Origin of the sequence: Streptomyces sp. NPDC015532 (assembly GCF_043078065.1) — a bacterium.
Classification (GTDB): Bacteria; Actinomycetota; Actinomycetes; order Streptomycetales; family Streptomycetaceae; genus Streptomyces.
On sequence record NZ_JBIBSY010000001.1, the window covers coordinates 299,569 to 325,436 of the forward strand.

The 25,868-nt window shown below is 72.1% G+C and carries 21 protein-coding genes; 11 read left to right on the forward strand and 10 right to left on the reverse strand.

The window, feature by feature from the left end; genetic code table 11:
• Window positions 1-117 precede the first annotated feature (117 nt).
• Window positions 118-1,029 carry a LysR family transcriptional regulator gene (locus ACF07B_RS01265; protein WP_392177939.1) on the reverse strand — a complete coding sequence of 304 codons (912 nt, stop codon included), beginning with the start codon at window positions 1,027-1,029 and terminating at the stop codon, window positions 118-120.
• A 116-nt stretch (window positions 1,030-1,145) separates the two neighbouring features.
• On the opposite strand from ACF07B_RS01265, the gene ACF07B_RS01270 reads away from it, so the two are divergent.
• The 4 genes from ACF07B_RS01270 to ACF07B_RS01285 all read left to right on the forward strand — a co-directional run bounded on the left by ACF07B_RS01270 (window position 1,146) and on the right by ACF07B_RS01285 (window position 4,952).
• On the forward strand, window positions 1,146-2,063 hold the full coding sequence (locus ACF07B_RS01270) for an EamA family transporter (protein WP_369486169.1): 918 nt from the start codon (window positions 1,146-1,148) through the stop codon (window positions 2,061-2,063).
• A 110-nt stretch (window positions 2,064-2,173) separates the two neighbouring features.
• Window positions 2,174-3,433 carry a Gfo/Idh/MocA family protein gene (locus ACF07B_RS01275; protein ID WP_392177326.1) on the forward strand — a complete coding sequence of 420 codons (1,260 nt, stop codon included), beginning with the start codon at window positions 2,174-2,176 and terminating at the stop codon, window positions 3,431-3,433.
• 74 nt (window positions 3,434-3,507) lie between these two features.
• Entirely contained in the window at window positions 3,508-4,176 is a 669-nt protein-coding gene (locus ACF07B_RS01280; RefSeq protein WP_392177327.1) for a GNAT family N-acetyltransferase, read from the forward strand.
• Between the two features lie 146 nt (window positions 4,177-4,322).
• Window positions 4,323-4,952, forward strand: a complete 630-nt coding sequence (locus ACF07B_RS01285; RefSeq protein ID WP_392177328.1) for an RBBP9/YdeN family alpha/beta hydrolase — start codon at window positions 4,323-4,325, stop codon at window positions 4,950-4,952.
• On the opposite strand, the gene ACF07B_RS01290 is transcribed toward ACF07B_RS01285, so the two are convergent.
• From ACF07B_RS01290 to ACF07B_RS01300, 3 genes are all read right to left on the reverse strand, one after another.
• A complete protein-coding gene (locus ACF07B_RS01290) occupies window positions 4,933-5,826 on the reverse strand; it encodes an MHYT domain-containing protein (protein WP_392177329.1) in 894 nt (297 codons plus the stop codon). The genes ACF07B_RS01285 and ACF07B_RS01290 overlap by 20 nt on opposite strands.
• Before the next feature lie 236 nt (window positions 5,827-6,062).
• On the reverse strand, window positions 6,063-6,998 hold the full coding sequence (locus ACF07B_RS01295) for a GNAT family N-acetyltransferase (protein ID WP_392177330.1): 936 nt from the start codon (window positions 6,996-6,998) through the stop codon (window positions 6,063-6,065).
• Between the two features lie 138 nt (window positions 6,999-7,136).
• Window positions 7,137-8,186, reverse strand: a complete 1,050-nt coding sequence (locus ACF07B_RS01300; protein WP_392177331.1) for a LacI family DNA-binding transcriptional regulator — start codon at window positions 8,184-8,186, stop codon at window positions 7,137-7,139.
• Between the two features lie 309 nt (window positions 8,187-8,495).
• On the opposite strand from ACF07B_RS01300, the gene ACF07B_RS01305 reads away from it, so the two are divergent.
• From ACF07B_RS01305 to ACF07B_RS01325, 5 genes are all read left to right on the forward strand, one after another.
• Entirely contained in the window at window positions 8,496-9,647 is a 1,152-nt protein-coding gene (locus ACF07B_RS01305) for a Gfo/Idh/MocA family protein (RefSeq protein ID WP_392177332.1), read from the forward strand.
• Window positions 9,644-10,801 carry a dihydrodipicolinate synthase family protein gene (locus ACF07B_RS01310; protein ID WP_392177333.1) on the forward strand — a complete coding sequence of 386 codons (1,158 nt, stop codon included), beginning with the start codon at window positions 9,644-9,646 and terminating at the stop codon, window positions 10,799-10,801. Before ACF07B_RS01305 ends, ACF07B_RS01310 begins: the two co-directional genes overlap by 4 nt.
• Window positions 10,798-11,631 carry a sugar phosphate isomerase/epimerase family protein gene (locus ACF07B_RS01315; RefSeq protein WP_392177334.1) on the forward strand — a complete coding sequence of 278 codons (834 nt, stop codon included), beginning with the start codon at window positions 10,798-10,800 and terminating at the stop codon, window positions 11,629-11,631. The genes ACF07B_RS01310 and ACF07B_RS01315 overlap by 4 nt, the downstream gene beginning before the upstream one ends.
• Window positions 11,632-11,909: 278 nt before the next feature.
• A complete protein-coding gene (locus ACF07B_RS01320; RefSeq protein ID WP_392177335.1) occupies window positions 11,910-14,165 on the forward strand; it encodes an ATP-dependent RecD-like DNA helicase in 2,256 nt (751 codons plus the stop codon).
• Window positions 14,166-14,451: 286 nt separating this feature from the next.
• On the forward strand, window positions 14,452-15,741 hold the full coding sequence (locus tag ACF07B_RS01325) for a citrate synthase (protein ID WP_351862848.1): 1,290 nt from the start codon (window positions 14,452-14,454) through the stop codon (window positions 15,739-15,741).
• Window positions 15,742-16,324: 583 nt separating this feature from the next.
• Here the strand turns inward: ACF07B_RS01325 and ACF07B_RS01330 are convergent.
• The 3 genes from ACF07B_RS01330 to ACF07B_RS01340 form a co-directional block, all read right to left on the reverse strand.
• Complete coding sequence (locus tag ACF07B_RS01330; RefSeq protein ID WP_392177336.1) at window positions 16,325-18,568, reverse strand: heavy metal translocating P-type ATPase; 2,244 nt, start codon at window positions 18,566-18,568, stop codon at window positions 16,325-16,327.
• A 90-nt stretch (window positions 18,569-18,658) separates the two neighbouring features.
• Window positions 18,659-18,898 carry a heavy-metal-associated domain-containing protein gene (locus tag ACF07B_RS01335; RefSeq protein WP_362390115.1) on the reverse strand — a complete coding sequence of 80 codons (240 nt, stop codon included), beginning with the start codon at window positions 18,896-18,898 and terminating at the stop codon, window positions 18,659-18,661.
• 303 nt (window positions 18,899-19,201) lie between these two features.
• Entirely contained in the window at window positions 19,202-19,876 is a 675-nt protein-coding gene (locus ACF07B_RS01340; protein WP_392177337.1) for a TetR/AcrR family transcriptional regulator, read from the reverse strand.
• A gap of 165 nt (window positions 19,877-20,041) precedes the next feature.
• Here ACF07B_RS01340 and ACF07B_RS01345 point away from each other — a divergent pair, with 165 nt between their 5' ends.
• Window positions 20,042-22,429 carry an MMPL family transporter gene (locus ACF07B_RS01345; RefSeq protein WP_392177338.1) on the forward strand — a complete coding sequence of 796 codons (2,388 nt, stop codon included), beginning with the start codon at window positions 20,042-20,044 and terminating at the stop codon, window positions 22,427-22,429.
• A gap of 42 nt (window positions 22,430-22,471) precedes the next feature.
• On the forward strand, window positions 22,472-23,515 hold the full coding sequence (locus ACF07B_RS01350; RefSeq protein ID WP_392177339.1) for a zinc-dependent alcohol dehydrogenase family protein: 1,044 nt from the start codon (window positions 22,472-22,474) through the stop codon (window positions 23,513-23,515).
• Here the strand turns inward: ACF07B_RS01350 and ACF07B_RS01355 are convergent.
• From ACF07B_RS01355 to ACF07B_RS01365, 3 genes are all read right to left on the reverse strand, one after another.
• On the reverse strand, window positions 23,496-24,089 hold the full coding sequence (locus tag ACF07B_RS01355; protein ID WP_392177340.1) for a GNAT family N-acetyltransferase: 594 nt from the start codon (window positions 24,087-24,089) through the stop codon (window positions 23,496-23,498). The genes ACF07B_RS01350 and ACF07B_RS01355 overlap by 20 nt on opposite strands.
• 114 nt (window positions 24,090-24,203) lie before the next feature.
• Window positions 24,204-24,404, reverse strand: a complete 201-nt coding sequence (locus ACF07B_RS01360) for a helix-turn-helix transcriptional regulator (protein ID WP_369483474.1) — start codon at window positions 24,402-24,404, stop codon at window positions 24,204-24,206.
• A 475-nt stretch (window positions 24,405-24,879) separates the two neighbouring features.
• Window positions 24,880-25,857: a sugar phosphate isomerase/epimerase gene (locus tag ACF07B_RS01365; RefSeq protein ID WP_328669210.1), complete on the reverse strand. Its 978-nt coding sequence runs from the start codon at window positions 25,855-25,857 to the stop codon at window positions 24,880-24,882.
• Between the last annotated feature and the right edge of the window lie 11 nt (window positions 25,858-25,868).

A 25,868-nucleotide genomic window follows, 5' to 3' on the forward strand; every position in this document is an offset into this window, starting at 1 on the left:
GGCGCAGTTGGAGGGGGGCGCGCCGGTGACGGCACGCTGTCGGCCGCGGGCGGCGGAGGGGACCGGCCGGCGATCGCGGGTACCGCGGCCTGCCCGGCCCGGCCGGTCGCGGCCCGCTCAGTCGCGGCTCGCCACCGCAGGCCAGTGCGACCGGAGCGTGCGGACCGTCTCCGCGATGGCCGGCCGGCGCGCCGCCCCCGTGCGCCACAGCGCGTACAGCCGGCGGACCGGCAGCGGGTCGAGCGGTACCTCCACCACCCCTTCGGGGAGGGGGCCGCGGCCCAGGCGCGGGATGAGGGCGACACCGAGACCGGCGGCGACGAGCGCGATGAGGGTCGGGTTCTCCTCGGCCTGGTGGACGATGTCCGGCTCACTGCCCGCCGCGCGCAGGGTGCGCACCAGCCAGTCGTGGCAGACCCGCCCGGGCGGCTGGCAGATCCACCGCTGGCCGCCCAGGTCCTCGCGCCGCACCGAGGCCCGCCCGGTGAAGGGGTGCCCGGCGGGGACGAGCAGATCGCACAGGTCGTCCCCGATCACCGCCTGCTCCACCCCCGGCGGGGCGGGCAGCGGGGAGATGTCCCAGTCGTGCGCGACGGCCAGGTCGACCGCGCCCCTGGCGACCAGGTCGACGGACAGATGCGGGTCGATCTCCGTCAGCCGGGTGTCCAGGGCCGGGTGCCGGGCGGCCAGATCGGCCAGGACGGCGGGCATCAGACCGCGGGCCGCCGAGGCGAACGCGGCCACCGTCAGCCGTCCCGCGGGCATGCCCCGGCGCTCCTCCAGTTCGGTCTCCGCCCGTTCCACGATGGCCAGCAACTCCTGTGCCGTCGCGGCGAGTTGTTCGGCCTGCTCGGTGAGCCGGACGCCGCGTCCACGCCGTTCCAGCAGGACCGTCCTGGTCTCCCGCTCCAGTTTCGCGATCTGCTGGGACACGGCGGAGGGGGTGTAGCCGAGCGTGGCCGCCGCGGCGCCGACCGTGCCGTGCACCGCGACGGCGTGCAGGGCGCGCAGGCGCTGAAGATCGAGCATGGAGGCCTCCCGGTCCGCGATGTCGCTCGCCACCCAGCTTACGTAAGCGTTGCTTCATCCATCCATGCAGACATCCGTGCTAGTGCTACATGGTGGTGGCGTCCGATGCTCGACGTATGCGCCCCGCACACATCAGCCTCGCCGTTCTCGTCGCCGCCGTCTGGGGCGTGAACTTCACCGTCATCGAGGTCGGACTCGACCACTTCCCGCCCCTGCTCTTCTCGGCCCTGCGCTTCCTGGTGGCGGCCGTGCCCGCCGTGTTCCTCGTGGGCCGCCCCAAGGTGGCGTGGAAGTGGATCGTGGCGGTCGGACTCGTCCTCGGTGTCGCCAAGTTCGGCCTGCTGTTCATCGGCATGGACGCGGGGATGCCCGCCGGACTGTCCTCCCTCGTGCTCCAGATCCAGGCGGTGTTCACCGCGGTCGCCGCCTTCGCCTTCCTCGGCGAACGCCCCGGCCGCGTCAGGCTGTACGGCATGGCGGTGGCCCTCGCCGGGGTGGGCCTCGCCGCCGTCGACGAGGGCACGTCCGGCCCCCTCGGCGCCTTCGCCCTGGTCATCGCGGCGGCGGCCTGCTGGGGACTGTCCAACGTCCTCACCCGCAAGGCGTCCCCGCCCGACGCGCTGAACTTCATGGTGTGGGTGAGCACCGTCCCCGTCCTGCCGCTGCTTTGCCTGTCCCTGCTCACCGAGGGCCCCTCCCGCGACCTCGACGCGCTGCGCGACCTCGACTGGCAGGGCGCCGGAGTCGTCGTCTACGTCGCCTGGATCACCACCGTCTTCGGCTTCGGCGCCTGGGGCTGGCTGCTGCACCGGCACCCCGCGTCCACCGTCGCGCCCTTCTCGCTGCTCGTCCCGGTCTTCGGGATGTCGTCGGCCGCGCTGTTCCTGCACGAGTCGGTCAGCCCGCCGCGGTGGGCGGCGGCGGCCCTGCTGGTGGGCGGCGTGGCGCTCACGTCACGGGCGCCACGAAGGGTCAGGCCGGCGGACGTTCCGGCGCCGGAGCGGGCCGCCGCGGTCGCCGCGCACGAGGGCTGAGCGGTCCCGGCGTGCATTGCCGACGTCTTGTCGGGAAGATCCGGAGCGGCTAGCTTCGCGACGGACGGCGCCGACCGCGCCTGTGCCCCGACCGGGAAAGCGGTGAACAGATGTCCCCCGTCGCCTCCGTTGTCACACTCGCCGTCGTCGGTGCCGGGGACCGCGGGACCGGTCACGCGCGCTGGGCCCTGGACCACCCGGAGCGGGCCCGGGTGGTGGCCGTCGCCGAGCCCCGGAAGACCCGGCGCGACCGGTTCGCGGCCGCCCACGGCCTGGAACCGGACGCCGCGGTGGACGACTGGCGCGCGCTCGCCGCCCGCGGCCGGATCGCGGACGCCGTGCTGGTCTGCACCCTCGACCGCGAACACCTGGAGCCCGTCCTGGAGTTCGCGGCCCTCGGCTACCACATCCTGCTGGAGAAGCCGATGGCCCTGACCGAGGACGAGTGCCGGCGGATCGTCGACGCCGTGGAGAAGGCCGGTGTGATCCTCGCGGTCGGACACGTCCTGCGCTACACCCGGTACACGCGCGCCGTGAAGGAGGTGGTGGACTCCGGCCGGCTCGGTGACGTGGTCAGCGTCCAGCACCTGGAACCCGTCGGCTTCTGGCACCAGGCGCACTCCTTCGTCCGGGGCAACTGGGGCCGCACGGACCGGGCCACGTCCATGCTGATGGCCAAGTCCTGCCACGACATCGACTGGTTGCAGTACGTCCTCGGGCAACCCCCCGTCCGCGTCTCCAGTTTCGGCCGCCTCTCGCACTTCCGTCCCGAGAACAAGCCCGAGGGTGCCGCCGACCGCTGCCTCGACTGCGCGGTGGAGAACACCTGCCCCTACTCCGCCCGGCGCGAGTACGGCGACCGGCTCGCCCGCGGCGAACACCACTGGCCGCTGAGCGTGCTGGTCGACGACTACACCCCCGAGGCCCTGGAGAGGGCCCTGCGCGAGGGCCCCTACGGGCGGTGCGTGTACGCCTGCAACAACGACGTGGTCGACCACCAGGTGGTGTCGATGGAGTTCGCCTCCGGGGCCACCGCCACCTTCACCATGACCGCCTTCACCGAGCAGGCCGACCGCCGGACCCGGATCTTCGGGACCCGCGGCGAACTGCGCGGCGACGGCGGGAGTCTGAGCGTCTACGACTTCCTGACCCGGACCGAGGAGGCCGTCGACCTCGCGGGGCCGGGCGGCATGGACGCGGCGGGCGGCCACGGGGGCGGCGACGCCGGGCTGATGGACGCCTTCGTCGGCGCCGTCGCCACCGGGAACCCCGATCTGGTGAAGTCCGGCCCGCGCGAGTCCCTGACCAGCCACCTCACCGTCCTGGCCGCCGAGCGGGCCCGCCTCGCCGGCACCGTCGAGGACGTATAACCGCTGGACACGCGCCGCCCCCACCGCATAGGAATCGCACCGGACACATACCGGTCGGCGAAGGGTGCGGGGCGTTGGGTTTCCAGATGAAGGGGCCGGTCCTCGAAGGCACGCTGGTACGGCTGGAGCCGCTCGGCCACCGGCACGCGGCCGAGCTCGCCGAGGCGGCGGAGGAACACCGGGACTCGTACGCGTTCACCTGGGTGCCCCGGGCCGCTGAGGTCGGGGACTACGTCGAGGCGCAGCTCGCCCGCGCCGCCACGGGCATGCTCGCGCCCTACGCGCAGATCTCCCTCGCCTCGGGACGGGCGGTCGGCGCCACGGCGTACTGGGAACCGCGCTGCTGGCGGTCGGACGACCGGCTCGACGCCGTCGAGGTCGGCTTCACCTGGCTCGCCGCCTCGGCCCAGGGCACCGGTCTGAACGCCGAGTCCAAGCTCCTGCTCTTCGGGCACGCCTTCGAGGAATGGGGTGTGGCTCGGGTGGACCTGAAGACCGACGCCCGCAACGCCCGCTCCCGCGCGGCGATCGCGAGCACCGGCGCCCGTCTGGAGGGCGTCCTGCGCAACTGGTCCCGCTCCTGGGCGCCCGGCGAGGAGGGCCTGCTGCGCGACTCCGCGGTCTTCTCGGTGACGGCGGCGGAGTGGCCCGCGTGCCGGGACCGGCTGTCCGCGAGGGTGGCCGGGGCCTCGTCCCGGGCGGCCGGCGCGCCGGCCCAACAGGCCGGCCCTCCTGGCGCGTGACGGAGCGCCGACGGCGGCGAGGACCTTCCGGGAGGGCCTCGGGGCCCGCGCGGAGGCCGGGGTGAGCCGGCGGCGGGTGTCCAGCGGGCGGACACCGGGGAGGATCCGCTGGACCGGGAGCCCGGGAATCGGAAACGATCGGTGCCATGACCACGTACGACACCGGTGATCTCGCGAACGACGGCCCCGCGCCGGCCCCGCAGTCCTTCCTGATCCTGCACGGCTGGCAGAACCACCGCCCGGAGGGCCACTGGCAGCACTGGCTCGCCGGGCGGCTCGGCGAGCTCGGCCGGCACGTCGTCTACCCGCAGCTCCCGGACCCGGACGTCCCGGACCTGGAGGTGTGGCTGGCGGAGCTGGCCCGCCACCTGGACGCCCTGCGCGGATCCGAACGTGTGGTCGTCGCCCACAGCCTCTCGGCCGTGCTGTGGCTGCACGCCGCCGCCCGTGGGCTGCCGGGCGCGGCAGGCGTCGACCGGGTGCTGCTCGTCGCCCCGCCCTCCGCCTCCGTCCTCGCGGGTCTGCCGGAGATCGCCGGATTCGCCCTGACCGCACAGGACTTCACCCTCCCCGGGCCCACCCGGCTGGTCGCGGGCGACGACGACCCGTACTGCTCCGAGGGCGCCGGTGCCGTCTACGGCGAGCCGCTGGGCGTACCGACGCGGATCCTGTCCGGGGCCGGGCATCTCGGCATGGACGCCGGGTACGGGCCCTGGCCCGCCGTGCTGGAGTGGTGTCTGGACGGGACGGCGCGGCTCACCGCCCGCGCGGGCTAGCGTGCCGGCCAGCGTGCCGGTCGCGGGAATCGAAGAGGGAGCCGGTCCCCGGGGGCCGTTCGGGGCGCTCGGGAACGGCCCCCGCGGCCCGGCGACGGCGCGGGGCGGCCCGGCTCCACTCCCCGTCGCCGAGGACGAGCTGGGGGTCGAACATCACCACGACTCCGGCCAGGATCAGGAAGACGACCGGTCCGATGAGCATGGGGAGCAGGATCGAGGCCGGTGAACTGCTGCCGTACGACCCGGTCAGGTACGACGCGTTCGTGGCACCGCGCAGATGCACCCCGAGGGCGGCCATGCCGGTGTAGTGCGTGCCGGTCAGCGCGACGCCCATGAGGAGAGCGGCTCCGAGGGCGGCCGGGAAACCCCGGCGGGACGCGGCGGTCCACAGCGCGGCGGTCGCGGCGGTGACCGCGAGCAGCACGGAGGCCGACACCGTGAGCGCGTCGTACTCCAGGGACCCGTTCAGCTTGAGCGCGGCCATGCCGGTGTAGTGCGTGCCCACCACGGCGAGCCCGGTGAGGATCCCGGCCGCGGTCAGGGTGACGGGGGTGGCCCCGCGGTATCCGACGGCGAAGACGCCGATGCCGACCACCACGATCGCCACCACGAGGCTCAGCGACGTCAGACGGGCGTCGTAGTCGATCGGGATCCCCTGGATCCTGAAGCCGACCATCGCGACGAAGTGCATGGTCCAGATGCCGCAGCCGATGGTCGCGGCCCCCAGGGCCGGCCAACCGGGCTTCCACGACCGCCGGTTGTTCAGTGAACGGACGACGCAGCGCAGCCCCAGGGCGCTGCCCACGCAAGCGACGAGGTAGGAGGCCGCCGGAGTCACCGCCCCGAACTCGAAGCCGTCCACGGTGCCTTGCATATATGCCAACTCCCCCAGGGAACAGGTTACTTGGGGGAGTACGGTCCCGCGCCCAGGTTGCGTGAGCGGATCCGTACGGTGGGTGTTTGCGTTAACTCCGTGATGCGGACGGGTTCATCGGACGGACGAGCTGTCCGCACTCCGGACACGGCGGCGCGCACCCCGCTGGCGGGCGCCGGGGCCGGCACGGCGGATCACGCCGGACAGGCCCTGGACACGGCCCGCCGCGGTCCGTGTCATTCCCGGCCGGCGCGCAGGTCAAGCCGCCAGTCCTGGCCCGTCAGATCCGCCCCGAAGGACCGGTGCGGCTTCTCGGCGACCAGGGCGAAGCCGTGGCGCCGGTAGATCCGCCGGGCGGCGGCCAGGACGTCGTTGGTCCACAGGACGAGCTCGTGGTAGCCGACCCCGCGCGCGAAGTCGGTGACGGCCCCGACGAGCCGGTCGCCGACGCCGAGACCCCGGGTCTCCGGCTCGACCAGCAGCAGTCGGAGGCGGGCGGTGCCGGGGGCGTCGTCGCGTACGCACATCACACACCCGACGGGCCGCCCGTCGAGTTCGGCGATCCACACCCGCTCCAGGTGCGGGTCGTGGTCCTCGGCGAAATCGGCGACGATCCTCGCGACCAGGCCCTCGTAGTCGGCGTTCCAGCCGTACTCGGCCGCGTACAGCGCGGCGTTGCGCTGCACGATCCAGCCGAGGTCACCGGGGCCCGGCTCGCGCAGGAGGACGTCCTCGGGGCCCGGCGCGGCCCGCCCGTCCCCCAGGAGGGTCCGTACCGTGCGCATCGCCTCCGCGAGCCGCGGCCGGTCGGCCGGCGGCACGGTCGCCAGCAGCGTGCCCACGCTCTGACGCGCCCGCTCGTCCAGCAGCGCGGCGGCCTCCCGCCCGCGCGCGGTGAGCGTGATCCGGCGGCGCCGCGGGTCCTTCTCGGAGGCGGCCCGCTCGACCAGCCCGTCCTGCTCGAACTTGTTCAGGATCCGGCTCAGGTAGCCCGAGTCCAGAGAGAGACGGGTCCGCAGGTCGGCGGCGTCCGCCCGGGGCGTGTGCGCCAGTTCGTACAGGACGCGTGACTCGGTCAGCGTGTAGGGCGCGTAGAGATGGCGGCCGTAGTCGAGCGCGCCGATGACGTTCGTGTAGAAGCGGTTGAAGGAGCGGATGTCCTGGACGGTCATGATCGGCCCCGAAGGTCGGCTCGCGCGGTCACGGCGGCCGGCTCGGCCCAGACCGCTGACTCAGTCAGAGATATCTCCCCCGAGCATAGAACCCGCCCCGGCCCCCTGCCTACCTCCGCGCCGACGTCCCGGCGGACCTCAGCCCCGGGGAACCCCGGCGGATCCCCGCACCATCAGCTCGCCGCGCACCGTGGCGATCCCGCCCGGCGGCGGCTCCTCGCGGCCCATGGCGATCCGCCCGGCGCGGGCGCCCGCCTCGGAGAGCGGCAGCCGGACGGTCGTGAGGGCGGGCACCGCGTCGATGCTGAACGGCAGGTCGTCGAAGCCCGCGACGGACACGTCGCCGGGGATGTCGAGACCGGAGTCGCGCAGCGCCGCGCAGGCGCCCAGCGCCACGGTGTCGTTCGCGGCGACGACCGCGGTCAACGACGGTTCGCGGCGCAGGAGTTCCAGCGTCGCCTCGTAACCGGACCGGCGGTCGTAGCGGCCGTGCACGGTGCGCCGGGGGTCGTCCTCGACGCCGTGGGCGTCGAGCGCGGCACGGTGACCCTCCAGCCGGTGACGGGTCGTCGTGCGTTCCTCGGGGCCCGCGATGTATCCGAGCCGCCGGTGCCCGAGGCCGATCAGGTGCTCGGTGAGCTGTCTGCCGCCACCGCGGTTGTCGAAGGTGAGCGCGATCGCCGCGGGCGCCTCCGGAGCGGGCGGCCGCCCGCACAGCACGACCCGGGTGCCCGCTTCCGTCAGCTTGCGCAGCTTGGCGGCGACCGCACCCGCGTGCGCGGTGTCCTCTATGGCGCCGCCGGTGAGCACGACCGCGGCGGCGCGCTGGCGCTGAAGGAGGGTGAGGTAGGTGAGTTCGCGCTCCGGGGAGCCGCCGGTGTTGCAGACGACCCCGAGCCGCTCCCCGCCCGCGCGCCCCCCGGGCCCGCCGATCTCCGACTGGATCGCCGCCGCCATGATCCCGAAGAAGGGGTCGGCGATGTCATTGACCAGGATGCCGACGAGGTCGGAGGTCGCCGCCGCCAGCGAACTCGCCGGCCCGTTCAGTACGTAGTCCAGCTCGTCCACCGCCCGCAGCACCCGCTCACGCGTGGAGGAGGCCACGGGGTAGTTCCCGTTCAGCACGCGCGACACCGTCGCGGGAGAGACCTGCGCGCGGGCCGCCACGTCCGCCAGGGTCACCGTCATCTCGTCGTCCTCCGGTCGCGCGTTGTGTCGTACCACTTCGTACGTCTCGTACGTCGTCGTGCCTGGTCCCGCCTCGTCGTACGGCGTCGAACACGGAGCGGAAGGCCGGGTGCGCCGCTTCCTGTGGGCAGGGTCCGTGCAGACCATACGGCCATCGGCCCGGGTTGTTCGCCCCCTCGAACAACTCGGCTTCGCGGTGGTCTTGTCCATACCGCTGCGAAGAGGCTAGCTTCTCCCAGGATAGAAAGCGCTTGCTGTCACGCTCACCTGTACGCGTGCGCGGCGCCCGAGGCGTACGGAGGGAAAGACGTGACACGCAAGACGGTGCGGATCGCCATGAACGGCGTGACGGGACGTATGGGCTACCGCCAGCACCTCGTCCGCTCGATACTCGCCCTGCGCGAGCAGGGCGGCCTCGACCTCGGCGACGGCACCGTGCTGTGGCCCGAGCCCGTCCTCGTCGGCCGTCGCGAGGACGCGCTGAAGGCGCTCGCCGAGCGGCACGGCCTCGGCCACTGGTCGGCGGACCTGGACGCGGTGCTCGCCGATCCGTCCGTCGACCTCTACTTCGACGCCCAGGTGACGTCCGCCCGCGAGGAGGCCCTCAGGAAGGCCGTCGCCGCCGGCAAGCACATCTACACGGAGAAGCCGACCGCCACCGGGTTCGACGGAGCCCTCGAACTGGCCCGCCTCGCGCACGCCGCGGGCGTCAAGCACGGCGTCGTCCAGGACAAGCTCTTCCTCCCCGGCCTGCTCAAACTGAAGCGGCTCGTCGACGGCGGCTTCTTCGGGCGGATCCTGTCCGTGCGCGGGGAGTTCGGCTACTGGGTCTTCGAGGGCGACTGGCAGAGCGCCCAGCGGCCCTCCTGGAACTACCGCTCCGAGGACGGCGGCGGCATCGTCGTCGACATGTTCCCGCACTGGGAGTACGTCCTGCACGAGCTGTTCGGCCGCGTCACCTCGGTGCAGGCGCTCACCGCCACCCATGTCCCGCAGCGCTGGGACGAGCGGGGCAAGCCCTACGACGCCACGGCCGACGACGCCGCCTACGGCATCTTCGAGCTGGAGGGCGGCGCGGTCGCCCAGATCAACTCCTCCTGGACCGTGCGCGTCAACCGTGACGAGCTCGTGGAGTTCCAGGTCGACGGCACGGAGGGGTCCGCCGTCGCAGGGCTGCGCAACTGCCGTGTCCAGCACCGCGGTTCGACCCCCAGGCCGGTCTGGAACCCGGACATCCCCGCCACCTACTCCTTCCGCGACCAGTGGCAGGAGGTCCCCGACAACGCCGACTACGACAACGGCTTCAAGGCCCAGTGGGAGCTGTTCCTGCGGCACGTCTACGCCGACGCCCCCTACCGCTGGGACCTCCTCGCGGGTGCCCGCGGCGTGCAACTCGCCGAACTGGGCCTGAGATCCTCGGCCGAGGGCCGCCGCCTCGACGTACCGGAGATCGCCCTGTGACCATCCGACTCCCGGACACCGGCGGCCGGTTGCGGACCTACGAGCCGCGGACCGACCCCCTCCCCGTCCTCCCCGCGAACGAACCCCTCGTCTCCCGTACGGTCTTCGCCGCCGCGCATGTCGTCGCCGACCCGTACGCCGACGTCTCGCCCGACGCGCCCGCCGCCGTCGACTGGGACGCCACGCTCGCCTTCCGGCGTCATCTGTGGTCGCACGGCCTCGGTGTCGCCGAGGCCATGGACACCTCCCAGCGGGGGATGGGCCTGGACTGGGCCGGGGCGGCCGAACTGATCCGGCGGTCCTCGGCCGAGGCCAGGGCCACCGGCGGCGCGATCGTCTGCGGCGTCGGAACGGACCAGCTCACCGGACCGGCCACGGCGCGGGACGTGCGGGCCGCCTACGAGGAACAGCTCGCCCTCGTCGAGGAGTCGGGGGCGCGGCCGGTCCTGATGGCCTCGCGCGCGCTCGCCGCTGCCGCCGCCGGACCCGAGGACTACCTCGACGTCTACGGCCACCTCCTGCGCCAGTCCGCCGGACCGGTGATCCTGCACTGGCTGGGCCCGATGTTCGACCCGGCCCTGGAGGGCTATTGGGGATCGGGCGACCTCGACGCGGCGACGGAGGTGTTCCTGGAGGCGATCGCCGCGCACCCGGACAAGGTGGACGGCGTCAAGGTCTCCCTGCTGGACGCCCGCCGGGAGGTCGAGCTGCGCCGCCGGCTCCCGGACGGCGTCCGCTGCTACACCGGCGACGACTTCAACTACCCCGAGCTGATCGCGGGCGACGAGCGCGGCTTCAGCCACGCGCTGCTCGGCGTCTTCGACCCGCTCGGCCCGCTCGCCGCCCGGGCCGTGCGCGTCCTGGACACCGGGGACACCAAGGGGTTCCGTGAACTCCTCGACCCCACGGTCGAGCTGTCCCGGCACCTCTTTCAGCCCCCGACCCGCTTCTACAAGACGGGTGTCGTCCTGCTGGCCTGGCTCGCCGGTCACCAGGACCACTTCGCGATGGTGGGCGGCCTCCAGTCGGCGCGTTCCCTGCCGCACCTCGCCCGCGCCTACGAACTGGCCGACGGACTGGGCCTGTTCCCGGACCCGCACCGCGCCGAGGCCCGGATGAGGACCCTGCTCGCCCTGTACGGAGTGACCGCATGACCGACCTCGCCCGCTTCTCCGTCAACCAGATGACCGTCAAGCAGCTCTCGATGCCCGAACTGGTCGCGGCCTGCCGGGAGACCGGCGTCCCGGGCGTCGGCCTGTGGCGCGAACCCGTGCGGTCCTACGGCCTGGACGCCACCGCCGAGCTCGTCCACGACGCGGGTCTGGTGGTCACCACCCTGTGCCGGGGCGGCTTCCTCACGGCGATCGAGCCCAGGGAGCGGCGGCGCGCGCTGGACGACAACCGGGCCGCCGTCGACGAGGCCGCGGTCCTCGGCACCGACACCCTCGTCCTGGTCTCCGGCGGTCTGCCGACCGGCTCGAAGGACCTGCACGGCGCCCGTGAGCGCATCGCCGACGCGCTCGGCGAACTGGGCCCGTACGCCGCCTCCCGCGGGGTGCGCCTGGCCATCGAACCGCTCCACCCCATGTACGCGGCCGACCGCTGCGTGGTGTCCACGCTCGCCCAGGCCCTGGACCTCGCGGAACGCTTCCCCGCCGAACAGGTGGGCGTCACCGTCGACACGTACCACCTCTGGTGGGACGACACGGCGCCCGCCCAGATCGCCCGCGCGGGGGCGGGGGGCCGCATCCACAGCTTCCAGCTCGCCGACTGGACCACCCCGCTTCCCGCGGGCGTCCTCGACGGCCGCGGCCAGCTCGGCGACGGCTCGGTCGACTTCCGCGTGTGGCGCGGCCTGGTCGAGGCGGCGGGCTACACCGGACCCGTCGAGGTCGAACTCTTCAACGAGGAACTGTGGGCCAGGGACGGGCGTGAGGTGCTGGCGGAGACGGCGGCACGGTTCGTGGAACACGTCGTCCGCTGACCCGGATCCCGGGTCCCGAAAGCCGCCGGAAAAAAAATCCGGAAGCCGTACAACCCTTCCGCGACTTCGCGGGTCGTACGTGGCATCAGGACCTTTGGAGGGGGGATCCGGGGGGATCGCGGGGGTTCTGATACGGAGGGGAAAACCGAGGGGCCCGGTCGACGGACCGGGCCCCTCGAAATTTTTCGCGACCGCTCCCGACGCCCTTGGAGTGCCGCGATCGGGTGAGCCGTCCACACCGCCCGAGCGCTGTCGGAGGCGGGCGGTACCGTCGGGTTATGACCGATCAGGCGGGGGCCGCCCAGACAGGCGAGCGGCGACTGGCCACGCTGGAAGGCGTGCTCGAACGCATCACGTACGCCAACGAGGAGAACGGCTACACGGTCGCCCGGGTCGACACCGGCCGCGGTGCGGGCGATCTGCTCACCGTCGTCGGAGCCCTGCTCGGCGCCCAGGTCGGCGAGTCCCTGCGCATGGAGGGCCGTTGGGGCTCCCACCCGCAGTACGGCAAGCAGTTCACCGTGGAGAACTACACGACCGTGCTCCCGGCAACCGTCCAGGGGATCCGCCGCTATCTCGGCTCCGGCCTGGTCAAGGGCATCGGACCGGTCTTCGCCGACCGCATCACCGAGCACTTCGGCCTGGACACCCTGCGGATCATCGAGGAGGAGCCGAAGCGGCTCATCGAGGTTCCCGGCCTCGGCCCCAAGCGCACGGGCAGGATCGCCGACGCCTGGGAGGAGCAGAAGGCGATCAAGGAGGTCATGCTCTTCCTCCAGACCGTGGAGGTGTCCACCTCCATCGCGGTGCGCATCTTCAAGAAGTACGGCGACGCGTCGATCTCGGTCGTGAAGAACCAGCCCTACCGCCTGGCGTCCGACGTCTGGGGCATCGGCTTCCTCACCGCCGACAAGATCGCCCAGTCCGTCGGCATCCCGCACGACAGCCCGGAGCGGGTCAAGGCCGGCCTTCAGTACGCCCTGTCGCAGTCCACCGACCAGGGCCACTGCTACCTCCCCGAGGAGCGGCTGATCGCCGACGCGGTGAAGCTGCTCCAGGTCGACACCGGCCTGGTCATCGAGTGCCTGGCCGAGCTGGCGGCCCCCGCGGAGGACGGCGAGGACCCCGGTGTCGTACGGGAGAAGGTGCCCGGCCCGGACGGAGGCGACCCGGTGACGGCCGTCTACCTGGTCCCCTTCCACCGCGCCGAACTCTCGCTGTCCGCGCAGCTGCTGCGCCTGCTGCGCGCCGACCGGGACCGCATGCCCGGCTTCCGCGACGTGGCCTGGGACAAGGCACTGACCTGGCTGAAGGGGCGTACGGGCGCGGAGCTGGCCCCCGAGCAGGAGGCGGCGGTCCGGCTCGCGCTCACCGAGAAGGTCGCCGTGCTCACCGGAGGCCCGGGCTGCGGCAAGTCGTTCACGGTCCGCTCGATCGTGGAGCTGGCCCGCGCCAAGGGGGCCAAGGTCGTTCTCGCGGCGCCCACCGGCCGCGCCGCCAAGCGTCTGGCGGAGCTGACCGGAGCCGAGGCCTCCACCGTGCACCGGCTCCTGGAGCTCAAGCCGGGCGGAGACGCGGCCTATGACAAGGACCGGCCGCTGGACGCCGACCTGGTGGTCGTGGACGAGGCCTCCATGCTCGACCTGCTGCTCGCCAACAAGCTGGTCAAGGCGGTGCCGCCGGGTGCCCACCTGCTCTTCGTCGGCGACGTCGACCAGCTTCCGAGCGTCGGCGCCGGCGAGGTGCTGCGCGACCTGCTCGCCGAGCGGGGCCCGGTCCCCGCGGTGCGCCTGACCAAGGTGTTCCGTCAGGCCCAGCAGTCCGGTGTGGTGACCAACGCGCACCGGATCAACTCGGGGCAGCATCCGCTCACCGACGGCATGAAGGACTTCTTCCTGTTCGTCGAGGACGACACCGAGGAGGCCGGACGGCTCACGGTGGACGTGGCGGCCCGGCGGATTCCGGCCAAGTTCGGTCTCGACCCCCGCCGGGACATCCAGGTCCTCGCTCCCATGCACCGGGGCCCGGCCGGCGCGGGGCATCTGAACGGACTGCTCCAGCAGGCCATCACCCCCGGCCGCCCGGACCTCGCCGAGAAGCGGATCGGCGGCCGTGTCTTCCGGGTCGGCGACAAGGTCACCCAGATCCGCAACAACTACGACAAGGGCGAGAACGGCGTCTTCAACGGCACCGTGGGGGTCGTCACCTCCCTCGACCCGGTCGAGCAGCGGCTGACGGTGCGCACCGACGAGGACGAGGAGGTGCCGTACGAGTTCGACGAGCTCGACGAACTGGCCCACGCCTACGCGGTGACCATCCACCGTTCCCAGGGCAGCGAGTATCCGGCGGTGGTGATCCCCGTGACCACGGGCGCCTGGATGATGCTCCAGCGCAATCTGCTCTACACGGCGGTCACCCGGGCCAAGAAGCTCGTCGTTCTCGTCGGTTCGCGCAAGGCGATAGGCCAGGCGGTGCGTACGGTGTCCGCGGGACGCCGGTGCACGGCCCTGGACTTCCGGCTCTCCGGCTCGTGAACCACCGCCTCTCCGTGCGACGGACAGGCCCCGCCCGAGCGTCGAACGGGGCCTTTCGGGCACGGGGCGGGGCCCGTCGCAAAAAATGATCGATCAAACGAGTCATGAAGGTCACAGAGCACTTCCGGTTGCGGGGCGAACGCGGCAGGATGAGCAGGTTGGCGGCACTGAGTGCCGCCAATAGGCCCAATGGTCGACCCCGAGTGCACTCTCCAGGGCCAAATGGGGGATGGTAGAGACAGTCAGGGCACCTCGAAGAAGAGGCACAACGTCGGTGAGGGATGACGTGAGCGACAACTCTGTAGTACTGCGGTTCGGCGATGGCGAGTACACCTACCCGGTGATCGACAGCACCGTCGGCGACAAGGGCTTCGACATCGGCAAGCTCCGCGCCCAGACCGGTCTGGTGACGCTGGACAGCGGGTACGGCAACACCGCCGCGTATAAATCCGCGGTCACCTATCTCGACGGTGAGCAGGGCATCCTCCGCTACCGGGGCTACCCGATCGAGCAGCTGGCCGAGCGTTCCACCTTCCTGGAGGTGGCCTACCTGCTGATCAACGGTGAGCTCCCGAACATCGACGAGCTCTCCACCTTCAAGAACGAGATCACGCAGCACACCCTGCTGCACGAGGACGTCAAGAACTTCTACCGGGGCTTCCCGCGCGACGCCCACCCGATGGCGATGCTCTCCTCGGTCGTCTCGGCGCTGTCGACCTTCTACCAGGACAGCCACAACCCGTTCGACGAGAAGCAGCGCAACCTCTCCACCATCCGGCTTCTCGCCAAGCTTCCGACGATCGCGGCCTACGCGTACAAGAAGTCGGTCGGTCACCCCTTCGTGTACCCGCGCAACAACCTCGGCTACGTCGAGAACTTCCTGCGCATGACCTTCTCGGTCCCCGCGCAGGACTACGAGCTCGACCCGGTGGTCGTCTCCGCGCTCGACAAGCTGCTGATCCTGCACGCCGACCACGAGCAGAACTGTTCGACCTCCACCGTGCGTCTGGTCGGCTCCTCGCAGGCGAACATGTTCGCCTCGATCTCCGCCGGCATCTCCGCGCTGTGGGGCCCGCTGCACGGCGGCGCCAACCAGTCCGTCCTGGAGATGCTTGAAGGCATCCAGGCCAACGGCGGCGACGTCGACTCCTTCATCCGCAAGGTGAAGAACAAGGAGGACGGCGTCCGCCTGATGGGCTTCGGCCACCGGGTGTACAAGTCCTTCGACCCGCGCGCGAAGATCATCAAGGCCGCCGCGCACGACGTCCTGTCCGCTCTCGGCAAGTCCGACGAGCTGCTGGACATCGCCCTGAAGCTGGAGGAGCACGCGCTCTCGGACGACTACTTCGTCTCGCGCAACCTCTACCCGAACGTCGACTTCTACACCGGCCTGATCTACCGCGCCATGGGCTTCCCGACCGAGATGTTCACGGTCCTGTTCGCCCTCGGCCGGCTGCCGGGCTGGATCGCCCAGTGGCACGAGATGATCAAGGAGCCCGGCTCCCGCATCGGCCGCCCGCGTCAGATCTACACGGGCATCGTCGAGCGCGACTTCGTGCCGGTCGAGGCTCGCTGACGCCTGCACGACAGATCGCCGGGTCCCGTACGCGGGGCCCGGCGGTCTCGTACCCAGGCGGAAAAACGGAAAGCGCCCTGCTACTGGTCCCCCCACGGGCCGGCAGTCAGGGCGCTTTCCTTGTCCCGGTGCGGATTCCCCCCACGGGATCCGGCCGGGCGTCTGTGGGACAGCGCCTGAATCGCTGTGTGCCGGCACGAAGCCGACGGTGAGCCGGGCGAGCTGAACTCGCCGTACTGCGGTGGTGCGGTGCGATCTGCCGGGACGCGTACGGATCGGGAGGGCCGCTCAAAGCTCCCCGCTGTACGTGCCCCGGCGACGCAATTTCCGGGAACGTCCCCCAAGACATCCCCAGATGCCAGTCACGCCCCCCAAGACGCTTCTGACATCGCCAACTTAGACTGACGAACCCCTTCGGTGGTTACGTTCACATCACTGTGATCTGGATCTCTTGCATATGTCCTGAAGATAGGCAAGAGCCCCGATATGGGAATCGAGGACCAATCGTAAGGAAGATGCGCGAGCCTTGTGAAGAGCTTATGTGAGGCTCCCGTTGGACTCTAGGGGGACTCGTGGTCTGTCGTCACGCGAATGCTCTCAGTCGAAGGCTGTTCGTGACCACGAAGACGGAGGAGAAGGCCATCGCCGCCCCCGCGATCATGGGGTTCAGCAGGCCGGCGGCGGCCAGCGGAAGCGCCGCCACGTTGTAGCCGAAGGCCCAGACCAGGTTTCCCTTGATCGTCGACAGCGTGGCGCGGGCCAGCCGGATCGCGTCCGCGGCCACCCGCAGATCCCCGCGCACGAGCGTCAGATCGCTCGCCTCGATCGCCGCGTCCGTCCCCGTGCCCATCGCGAGGCCCAGATCGGCGGTGGCGAGCGCCGCCGCGTCGTTCACCCCGTCGCCGACCATCGCGACCGTCCGCCCCTCGCCCCGCAGCCGCTGGACCACGGCGACCTTGTCCTCGGGCAGCACCTCGGCGAACACGTCGGCCGGGGCGATGCCGACCTCCCGTGCCACGGCCTCGGCGACCGCCCGGTTGTCCCCGGTCAGCAGCATCGGCGTGAGCCCGAGGTCCCGCAGCGCGCGTACGGCCTCGGCGCTGGTCTCCTTGACCGTGTCGGCGACGGCCAGCACGCCCGCCGCCCTGCGGTCCAGGGTGACCACGACGGCCGTACGCCCCGCCGCCTCGGCCGCGTTCTTCGCGTCCGCAAGCGTTGCCGGCAGCGTGCCCGGGAACCGGCCGACGGTGACCTCGTGGCCCTCCACCCGCCCGCGCACGCCCCGCCCCGGCACGTTCTCGAAGTGCTCGGGCGCCGGAAGGGCACCGACGCGCTCCTGAGCGCCTGCCGCGATCGCTCGGGCAACCGGATGCTCGGAGGCGTGTTCCAGGGCTCCCGCGAGCCTCAGGACGTCTTCCTCGGCCCGCCCCCCGGCGACGTACACCTCGTGCAGGCTCATGCGGCCCGTCGTCACCGTGCCGGTCTTGTCCAGCAGGACGGTGTCGACCCGGCGGGTGGACTCCAGGACCTCGGGCCCCTTGATCAGGATGCCGAGCTGGGCGCCGCGGCCGGTGCCGACCATCAGGGCGGTCGGGGTGGCCAGACCGAGCGCGCACGGGCAGGCGATGATCAGCACCGCGACGGCGGCGGTGAAGGCCGCGACCGTGTCCCCCGTGACCGCGATCCAGGCCCCGAAGGTGCCGAGCGCGATCACCAGCACGACGGGCACGAAGACCCCGGAGATCCGGTCGGCGAGCCGCTGCACCTCGGCCTTGCCGTTCTGCGCGTCCTCCACGAGCCGGGCCATCCGCGCGAGCTGGGTGTCCGCGCCGATCCGGCCGGCCTCGACGACGAGCCGGCCCCCGGCGTTCACGGTCGCACCGGTGACGGCGTCCCCGACGCCCACGTCCACCGGCACCGACTCGCCGGTCAGCATGGACGCGTCCACGGCCGACGTGCCCTCGACGACGGTCCCGTCGGTGGCGATCTTCTCGCCGGGCCGTACGACGAAGCGGTCGCCGACCGCCAGCCGTGCCACGGGGACGCGGACCTCACGGCCGTCCCGCAGGACGCTGACGTCCTTGGCGCCGAGCTCCAGCAGCGCCCGCAGCGCCGCCCCGGCGCGCCGCTTGGAGCGGGCCTCCAGGAAGCGGCCGAGCAGGATGAACGCGACGACACCCGCGGCGACCTCCAGATAGAGCGTGGAGGTCCCGTCCGTACGGGAGACGGTGAACTCGAAGCCGTGCCGCATGCCCGGCATCCCCGCGTCGCCGAAGAAGAGCGCCCACAGGGACCAGCCGAACGCGGCGAGGGTGCCGACCGAGACCAGGGTGTCCATGGTGGCCGCGCCGTGCCGCGCGTTCGTCACGGCGGCCCGGTGGAAGGGCAGCCCGCCCCAGACCACGACGGGGGCGGCGAGCGTCAGGGAGAGCCACTGCCAGTTCTCGAACTGGAGGGCGGGGATCATCGACATGAGGACGACGGGCAGGGCGAGCACCGCGGAGACGGTCAGCCGCTCGCGCAGGGAGGCGGTCTCGGGATCGTCGTTGGCGGGCGGCGCCTGCTGCTCGGGCGGCGCGGGCGGCGGGGGCTCCTCGGCGGTGTAGCCCGTCCTGACCACGGTGGCGATCAGATCGGCGACCCGTACCCCCTCGGGGTAGGAGACCTTGGCCTTCTCCGTCGCGAAGTTGACCGTGGCGGTGACGCCGTCCATGCGGTTGAGCTTCTTCTCGACGCGGGCCGCGCAGGAGGCGCAGGTCATCCCGCCGATGGAGAGCTCGATCTCCGAGGCCGTGCCTATCGGTGTCTCGGGTGCTGCGGTGGTCATGGTGCGGCTCCAGTAAGGGGCCGGGCCGCGCGGAGCCGGTATCAGCCGGTCGGCACGGCCCGGTACGGAGAGGAAGAGCTGCGGGGTCGCTCAGGCCTGGCCGGCGAGCTCGAAGCCCGCCTCGTCGACCGCGGCGCGGACGGCGCTCTCGTCGAGCGCGGCGGCGGAGACGACGGTGACCTCACCGGTCGAGGCGACGGCCTTCACCGAGCTCACGCCGGGGATCGCGGAGATCTCGCCGCTGACGGAGCCTTCGCAGTGTCCGCAGCTCATGCCGCTCACCTGGTAGACGGTGGTGACGGAACCCGGGGTGCCTGTCTGGGCGGTCATGGCGTTACTCCTCATCGAGGCGTTCTGGGGCGTGCGTGTGAGGGAGGGACCCCTGGGAACCCAGGGTTCCCCTCGATGTTCACCACACTATACCCCTAGGGGGTATTTCTCCAAGAAATGTCGCCGTACGCCGGCAGGGGCGGGGGACCCGCGTCCCGGCGCGCCGGGACGGCCCCAGGTGGGGGACGCGGGGGCGTGCGGACGGATCGATGCCGCGGATCGCTGTCGATTTGTCCGAATCTTATGACACATGTCCCCGATGTCGCGGGCCGGAACGCCGGTGTCGATCCCGTCCGGCGCGGCTCAGCGTCCGGCGGGTGACCCGCTTTCGAGCAGGGGCTTCAGGTAGCGGTGCATGACCGTCTTCAGCTCCGCGATGTAGGCGTCCCGTTCGGCGCCCTCGTGGGACATGACCAGGGTGAGACCGGCCTTGAACAGGTGGACCGTCATGTTCGCCGTGCGGGTGCGCTCGTCGGAGGGCATGTCCGGCAGGCGGGCGGCGATCATCTCCTCGACGCGGGCGAGGAGGGTGCCGTGCAGGGTGCCGATCTCCTCGACGATCACCCCCGGGGTGTCGGCGCCGTGCATCAGGACGGCGAAGGCCGGGTTCTCGACGTTGAACGCGATCAGCGGGTCGAGGACCGCGTTGAGCATCCGGTCCAGCGGGAGGCCGGCGTTCTCCTGGGCGAGCGCCTGTCCGTGCGAGCGGGCCCAGTGGTCGAGGAGCTGGTCGCTGAGGCCGACGGCGATGGCCTCCTTGTTCGGGAAGAACTGGTAGAGCGTGCCGGGGGAGACGCCGGCCTCGCGGGCGATGGCGTTGGTGCTCGCCGCGGTGTAGCCGGACCGGCAGAACACCGAGGCGGCCGCTTCCAGGAGCTGGGCGACGCGGCGCTCGCCGCGGGCCTGGCGGCGGCGCGGCTTCTCCTCGGCCGGCCGCGGGTGCTCCGGGGGCTCCTCGGTCTGCTGCTTCTCGGGCACGGGTCATCCCCAGCTTCTCGGGACACGATTGACAAACGCGAGCGGTCACTCGCATTCTTGAGAAACGCGAGCGATGACTCGTGTTTGCCAGTCTATGGCAATGGGCGATCCATGATGCCTGCACGGATGCGGGTCATCGGGTCACGGTGAAGGGGACACCGCATCATGTCCGAAGTCGACGGCGCGGACGACGGGCCCGCGAAGAGGCCCGGCAGGGACCCGGGCGGGAGCGAAGGCCCGGGCGGGGGTACGGGTACGGGCGGGGGTACGGGTACGGCCTCGGCCGGCCGTACGGGCGGGGGTGCGCGCCTCGGCGGCTGGACCCGGTTCGTCACCGCGCGGCCGCGGCTCTCCCTGCTCGTCGCCCTCCTGCTGACCGCGCTCGCCGTGGTCGCCGGCAGCGGGGTCGCGGACCGGCTGGGCAGCGGCGGCTGGGAGGACCCCACCGCGCAGTCCACGTACGCGACCAAGGCGCTGGAACGGGAGTTCCCCGCCTCGCAGCCCAATCTGCTGCTCCTTCTCGACGCGGGCGCGGCCTCGGTCGACGACCCCTCGGTCGCCGCGGAGGCGAAACGGATCGCGGCACGTCTGGCCGCCGAGCACGGTGTCACCGGCGTCGGTTCGTACTGGCAGTCCGGTTCACCCGCGCTCAAGGCACGCGACGGCCACGAAGCGCTGATCGCCGCCCGGATCACCGGCGACGAGACGGCCGCGGCCGACACCCTGGACCGCCTCGCATCCTCCTACCGAGGGAAGAGCGGGCCCGTCGAGGTCGAGGTCGGCGGACCGATCGCCGTACGGCACGAGATGCAGACGACCATCAAGGAGGACCTCACCCGGGCCGAGATGATCGCCCTCCCGGTGACCCTCCTGCTGCTGGTCATGGTCTTCGGCAGCGCCGTCGCGGCCCTGCTCCCGCTCGGGGTCGGGATCATCGCGATCCTCGGCACCAACGCCGTGCTGCGCGGACTCACCGAGGTCACGGACGTATCGGTCTTCGCGATGAACCTGACGACGGCCCTCGGTCTCGGCCTCGCCATCGACTACGCCCTGTTCATCGTCCGCAGGTTCCGCGAGGAGCTGGCCACCGGCGCCCCGCCGCGCGCCGCGATCGGTGTCACCCTGCGCACCGCGGGCCGGACCGTTCTCTTCTCCTCCCTCACGGTCGCCGTGTCGCTGGCCGCGATGCTGGTCTTCCCGCAGTACTTCCTGCGCTCCTTCGCCTACGCGGGCATCGCCGTCGTGCTGCTCGCCGCGGCCGCCGCCCTGATCCTGCTCCCCGCCGCTCTGATGCTCCTCGGCGACCGGGTGAACTCCCTGGACCTGCGGCGGCTGTTCCGGCGCGGAAGGCAGGACCCGTCCGGCGGCGGAGCCGTGTGGGGCCGCACGGCCGCCCTCGTCATGCGCAGGGCACCGCTCTTCGCGGTGGCCACCACGGCCGGCCTCATCGTGCTCGGACTGCCCTTCCTGGGCGTCAAGTTCGGCACGGCCGACGACCGGCAGCTGCCCTCGGGCGCGGAGTCGCACATCGTCCAGCAGCACATCCGCGACGGCTTCCCGGGCAGCCCCGGCGGCGCTCTGGAGGTGCTGGCCGAGGGGAGCGCCACGCAGACGGAGTACGCCCGGTACCGGGAGCGGATCGCCGCGCTGCCCGAGGTGCTGCGGGTGGACGGCCCGCTGGTGAAGGGCGACGCCGCCTACTTCTCGGTGCTGCCGAAGGGCGAGGCCGTGGACGAGGGGGCCCAGCGGCTGGTGGGCGAACTCCGGGCGGCCGACGCTCCGTTCGGCACCTCCGTGACCGGCACCGCGGCCGTTCTGGTCGACTCCAAGCACGCGATAGCCGACCGGCTCCCGTGGGCGGCCGGCTTCATCGCGATCGTCACCCTGCTCCTGGTGTTCCTGCTGACGGGCAGCGTGCTGATCCCGGTCCAGGCGGTCCTGCTCAACGCGCTGAGTCTGACCGCGATGTTCGGCGCGGTGGTCTGGGTCTTCCAGGACGGCCATCTCTCCGGCCTCCTCGACTTCACCAGCTCCGGGTCGATCGAGACGACCCTCCCGGTCCTGATGTTCTGCGTGGCCTTCGGTCTGTCCATGGACTACGGCGTCTTCCTCCTCTCCCGCATCAAGGAGGAGTACGACCACACCGGCGACCACCGGGAGGCGGTCCGCTTCGGACTCCAGCGCACCGGGGGACTGATCACCGCGGCCGCGGTCATCCTCGCGGTGGTGATGGTCGCCATCGGCACCTCCCGGGTGGCCAACACCAAGATGCTCGGACTGGGCGTCGCGCTGGCCGTCCTGATGGACGCGATGGTCGTGCGGAGCCTGCTGGTCCCGGCGGTCATGCGTCTGACGGGCAAGGCCACCTGGTGGGCGCCCGGACCCCTGCGGCGCTTCCACGACCGGTTCGGCCTCAGCGAGGCGGAGACTCCGCGGCCGGCTCCGGCCGCAGAGCCGGTCCCGGACACGGTGTCCAGGGCCGAGCCGGTGCCGGACGCGGTGCCGGACGCATCGGCGGAGTCCGGCCGGGACAGGGCCGAGGCACGCGGATAGCGTTTCCGCTGGAGCTGATCTCCGAGTGGAGGGCGGGAGCGGATGCGGGCAGTGGTGTTCGAGCGGTACGGGGAGCCGGCCGAGGTCCGGGAGGTGGCGGACCCGGCGCCCGCGGAGCAAGGGGTGGTGGTGCGGGTGGAGGCCACGGGGCTGTGCCGCAGCGACTGGCACGGCTGGATGGGCCACGACCCGGACATCGCGCTGCCGCACGTTCCGGGCCATGAACTGGCCGGGGTGATCGAGGCGGTGGGCGCCGGGGTGAGCGGCCATCGCCCCGGCGACCGGGTCACCGTCCCGTTCGTCTGCGCCTGCGGAAGCTGCCCCGCCTGCGCGGCGGGCGACCAGCAGGTGTGCGAGCGGCAGACCCAGCCGGGGTTCACCCACTGGGGCTCCTTCGCCCAGTACGTGGCGCTCGACCACGCGGAGGTGAACCTGATCCCGCTGCCGCCGGAGCTGTCCTTCGCGACGGCGGCCTCGCTGGGATGCCGGTTCGCCACGGCGTTCCGGGCGGTGGCCGCCCAGGGGCGGGTGGCCCCGGGGGAGTGGGTCGCGGTGCACGGCTGCGGCGGCGTGGGCCTTTCGGCGGTGATGATCGCGGCGGCCTCCGGGGCGCGGGTCGTGGCCGTCGACGTGTCCTCCGAGGCGCTCGGTCTGGCGCGAAGGTTCGGGGCGGCGGAGTGCGTGGACGCCTCCGTCGTGGCCGACCCGGCGCGGGCGGTCCGTGAACTGACCGGCGGTGGCGCGCACCTGTCGCTGGACGCCCTCGGATCGCCCGGCACGTGCGCGGCCTCGATCGACGGCCTGCGCCGCCGCGGCCGCCATGTCCAGGTCGGCCTGCTGCCCTCACCGACCGGTGTCACCCCGGTCCCGATGGCCCGGGTGATCGCCCTCGAACTCGAACTCCTCGGCAGCCACGGGATGGCGGCCCACGCCTACCCGCCGCTCCTTGAGTCGGTCCGCGCCGGGATCCTGCGGCCCGACCTCCTGGTGACGTCCACCATCACCCTGGACGCCGCGCCGGCGGCACTGGCGGCGATGGGCTCGGCACCGGGATCGGGGGTGACGGTCATCGAGCCGTGGAGCTGACGCCCGTCGGGCCGGTGGGATGTCCCCGGTGGGCGGCCCACTCGTGGGCCAGGACCGACATCCGTACGGCGTCGATCCACTCGCCGCCCTGGAGCAGCGTCTGGCGTTCGATCCCCTCGGCCACGAACCCGGCCTTCTCGTAGGCGCGTCGGGCGCGGGGGTTGAAGGCGAAGACGTACAGCGAGACGCGGTGCAGGGCCAGTTGCTCGAAGGCGTGTCCGACGATGAGCCGGGTGGCCTCGGTGCCGAGCCCCCGGTCCCGGCCGCGCGGTCCGATGAGGATGCGGAACACGCAGTTGTGGTTGTGCCGGTCCCACTCGTAAAGGACGGCCTCGCCGACCAGTTCACCGGTGGCGCGGTCCACCACGCCGAGGTCCAGCCGGTCCGGCTGCTCGTTGCGCGTCGCGTACCAGGAGCGCAGCCGCTCCGGCCCCAGCTCCTCGTCGGGGCTGCCGGTGAGCCGCAGGACCTCGGGGTCGCCGAGGATCCCGGTCATCACCGGGACGTCGTCGGGCGTGAACGGCCGCAGCAGGGTCTTCTCGCCGACGAGGACGGGTTTCTCGGAGAAGCTCATCGCTGGATCATCGACGGGCGGCCGGTGCGACGGCAATCGAATTCGGGGCGGCGCCCCACCCGGAGGTGAGGCGCCGCCGGGAGAGGGGCCCGGGGTCGAGAACCCCGTGCGGAGTCATCTGTCGCCGCGGCCCCGGTTTCCCGGGCGGGAGGCGACCCAGGCACGGACGGTGTCGGCGTACCAGTAGGGCTTTCCGGCCTCGACGTGGTCGGGCGGCGGCAGCAGCCCGTGCTTGCGGTAGGACCGGACGGTGTCCGGCTGCACCTTGATGTGCGCGGCGATCTCCTTGTACGACCAGAGCGTGCGGTCGGTCATGAGTGGCACCTCCCCGCGCGCGCCGCGGCGGCGGCCTGGGACGGTCGTCGGGGGAGCCGGGCGCTGCGCTGGTGATCACAAAGCGTGTGCCCGGTGAACGACGCAGCGTGAGCGCTGGACTGTGACTGTCGACCGGGTGTGACCCAAGACCCGCGTAAACGCGACATGCGTGACACAGGGGTGTTATTTGTGACACGAGTGACGCATTGGCGGTAGCGGGGTGGAGCGGGTGGTGCGAGTGGCGCCGGTGGTGCGGACGGGGGTGGAGGCGCCGGTGCCTTTCGGTCGCCGCACGGGGCGGGGTCACCGGGCGGCCCGGTGACCCTGACGGACCTCGGGCGGCCCGGTGACCCCGCCCCGTGCGACTCGGTGGCCCTGACGACCCGCCGGGCCCCGAACACCCGCCGGTCCCGAACGCCCGGCAGGCCCCGAACACCCGGCGGGCCAGGGGTCCGGGTGCCCCGGTAGGCGGGTGTCAGGCCCCGCAGGAGCGCAGGAACGCCCGGGTGCGCCGGGCGATGGGAAGCGGCTTGTCCGGCGGACACGGGTACATGTCCTGCTCGACGATCGCGAAGAGCTCGACGCCGAGGTCCTGCGCGGCGGCGAGGACGGGCTCCAGTGCCGGTACGCCGGAGGGCGGTTCGCACATCACACCGCGTGCGACGGCGGGCCCGAACGGCAGCTCCTCGGCCCGTACCCCGGCCAGCACCTGCGGGTCCACCTGCTTGAGGTGGAGATAGCCGACGCGTTCGCCGTACGTCTCGATGAGCTTGACGCTGTCGCCGCCGCAGTAGGCGTAGTGGCCCGTGTCCAGACAGAGCGACACCAGCGAGGAATCGGTCGCGTCGAGGAAACGGGTGACGTTCTCCTCGCTGTCGATGTGCGTGTCGGCGTGCGGATGGACGACGACGCGCAGCCCGTAGCGCTCGCGCACCTCATGGGCGAGCCGCTCGGTCTGGGCGGTCAGATCGCGCCACTGGGCCGGCGTCAGCACGCTGTCCTCCAGCACCGCGCCGGTCTTGTCGTCCCGCCAGAAGGCCGGGATGACCACGAGATGCCCGGCGCCCATCGCCTGGGCGAGCGCAGCGATGTCCGAGACGTGAGCCCAGGTGGACTCCCACACGTCGGGACCCCGGTGCAGCCCGGTGAAGACGGTGCCCGCCGAGACGCTGAGCCCGCGCCGGGCGGTCTCCTCCCGCAGGACGTCCGGATCGGTGGGCAGATAGCCGTACGGGCCGAGCTCGATCCACTCGTAGCCGGAGCCGGAGACCTCGTCGAGGAAGCGCTGCCAGGGGACCTGCCCGGGGTCGTCGGGGAACCAGACGCCCCAGGAGTCGGGGGCCGAACCGATCCGGATGCGCGACAGTGAGGAGGGAGGTGACGACCGCGGTGACGACCTCGGGGAGGGTCCGGGTGGTGGCTGCGGCGATGACTGCGGCGGCAACGACGTCATGGGCGTCAGCT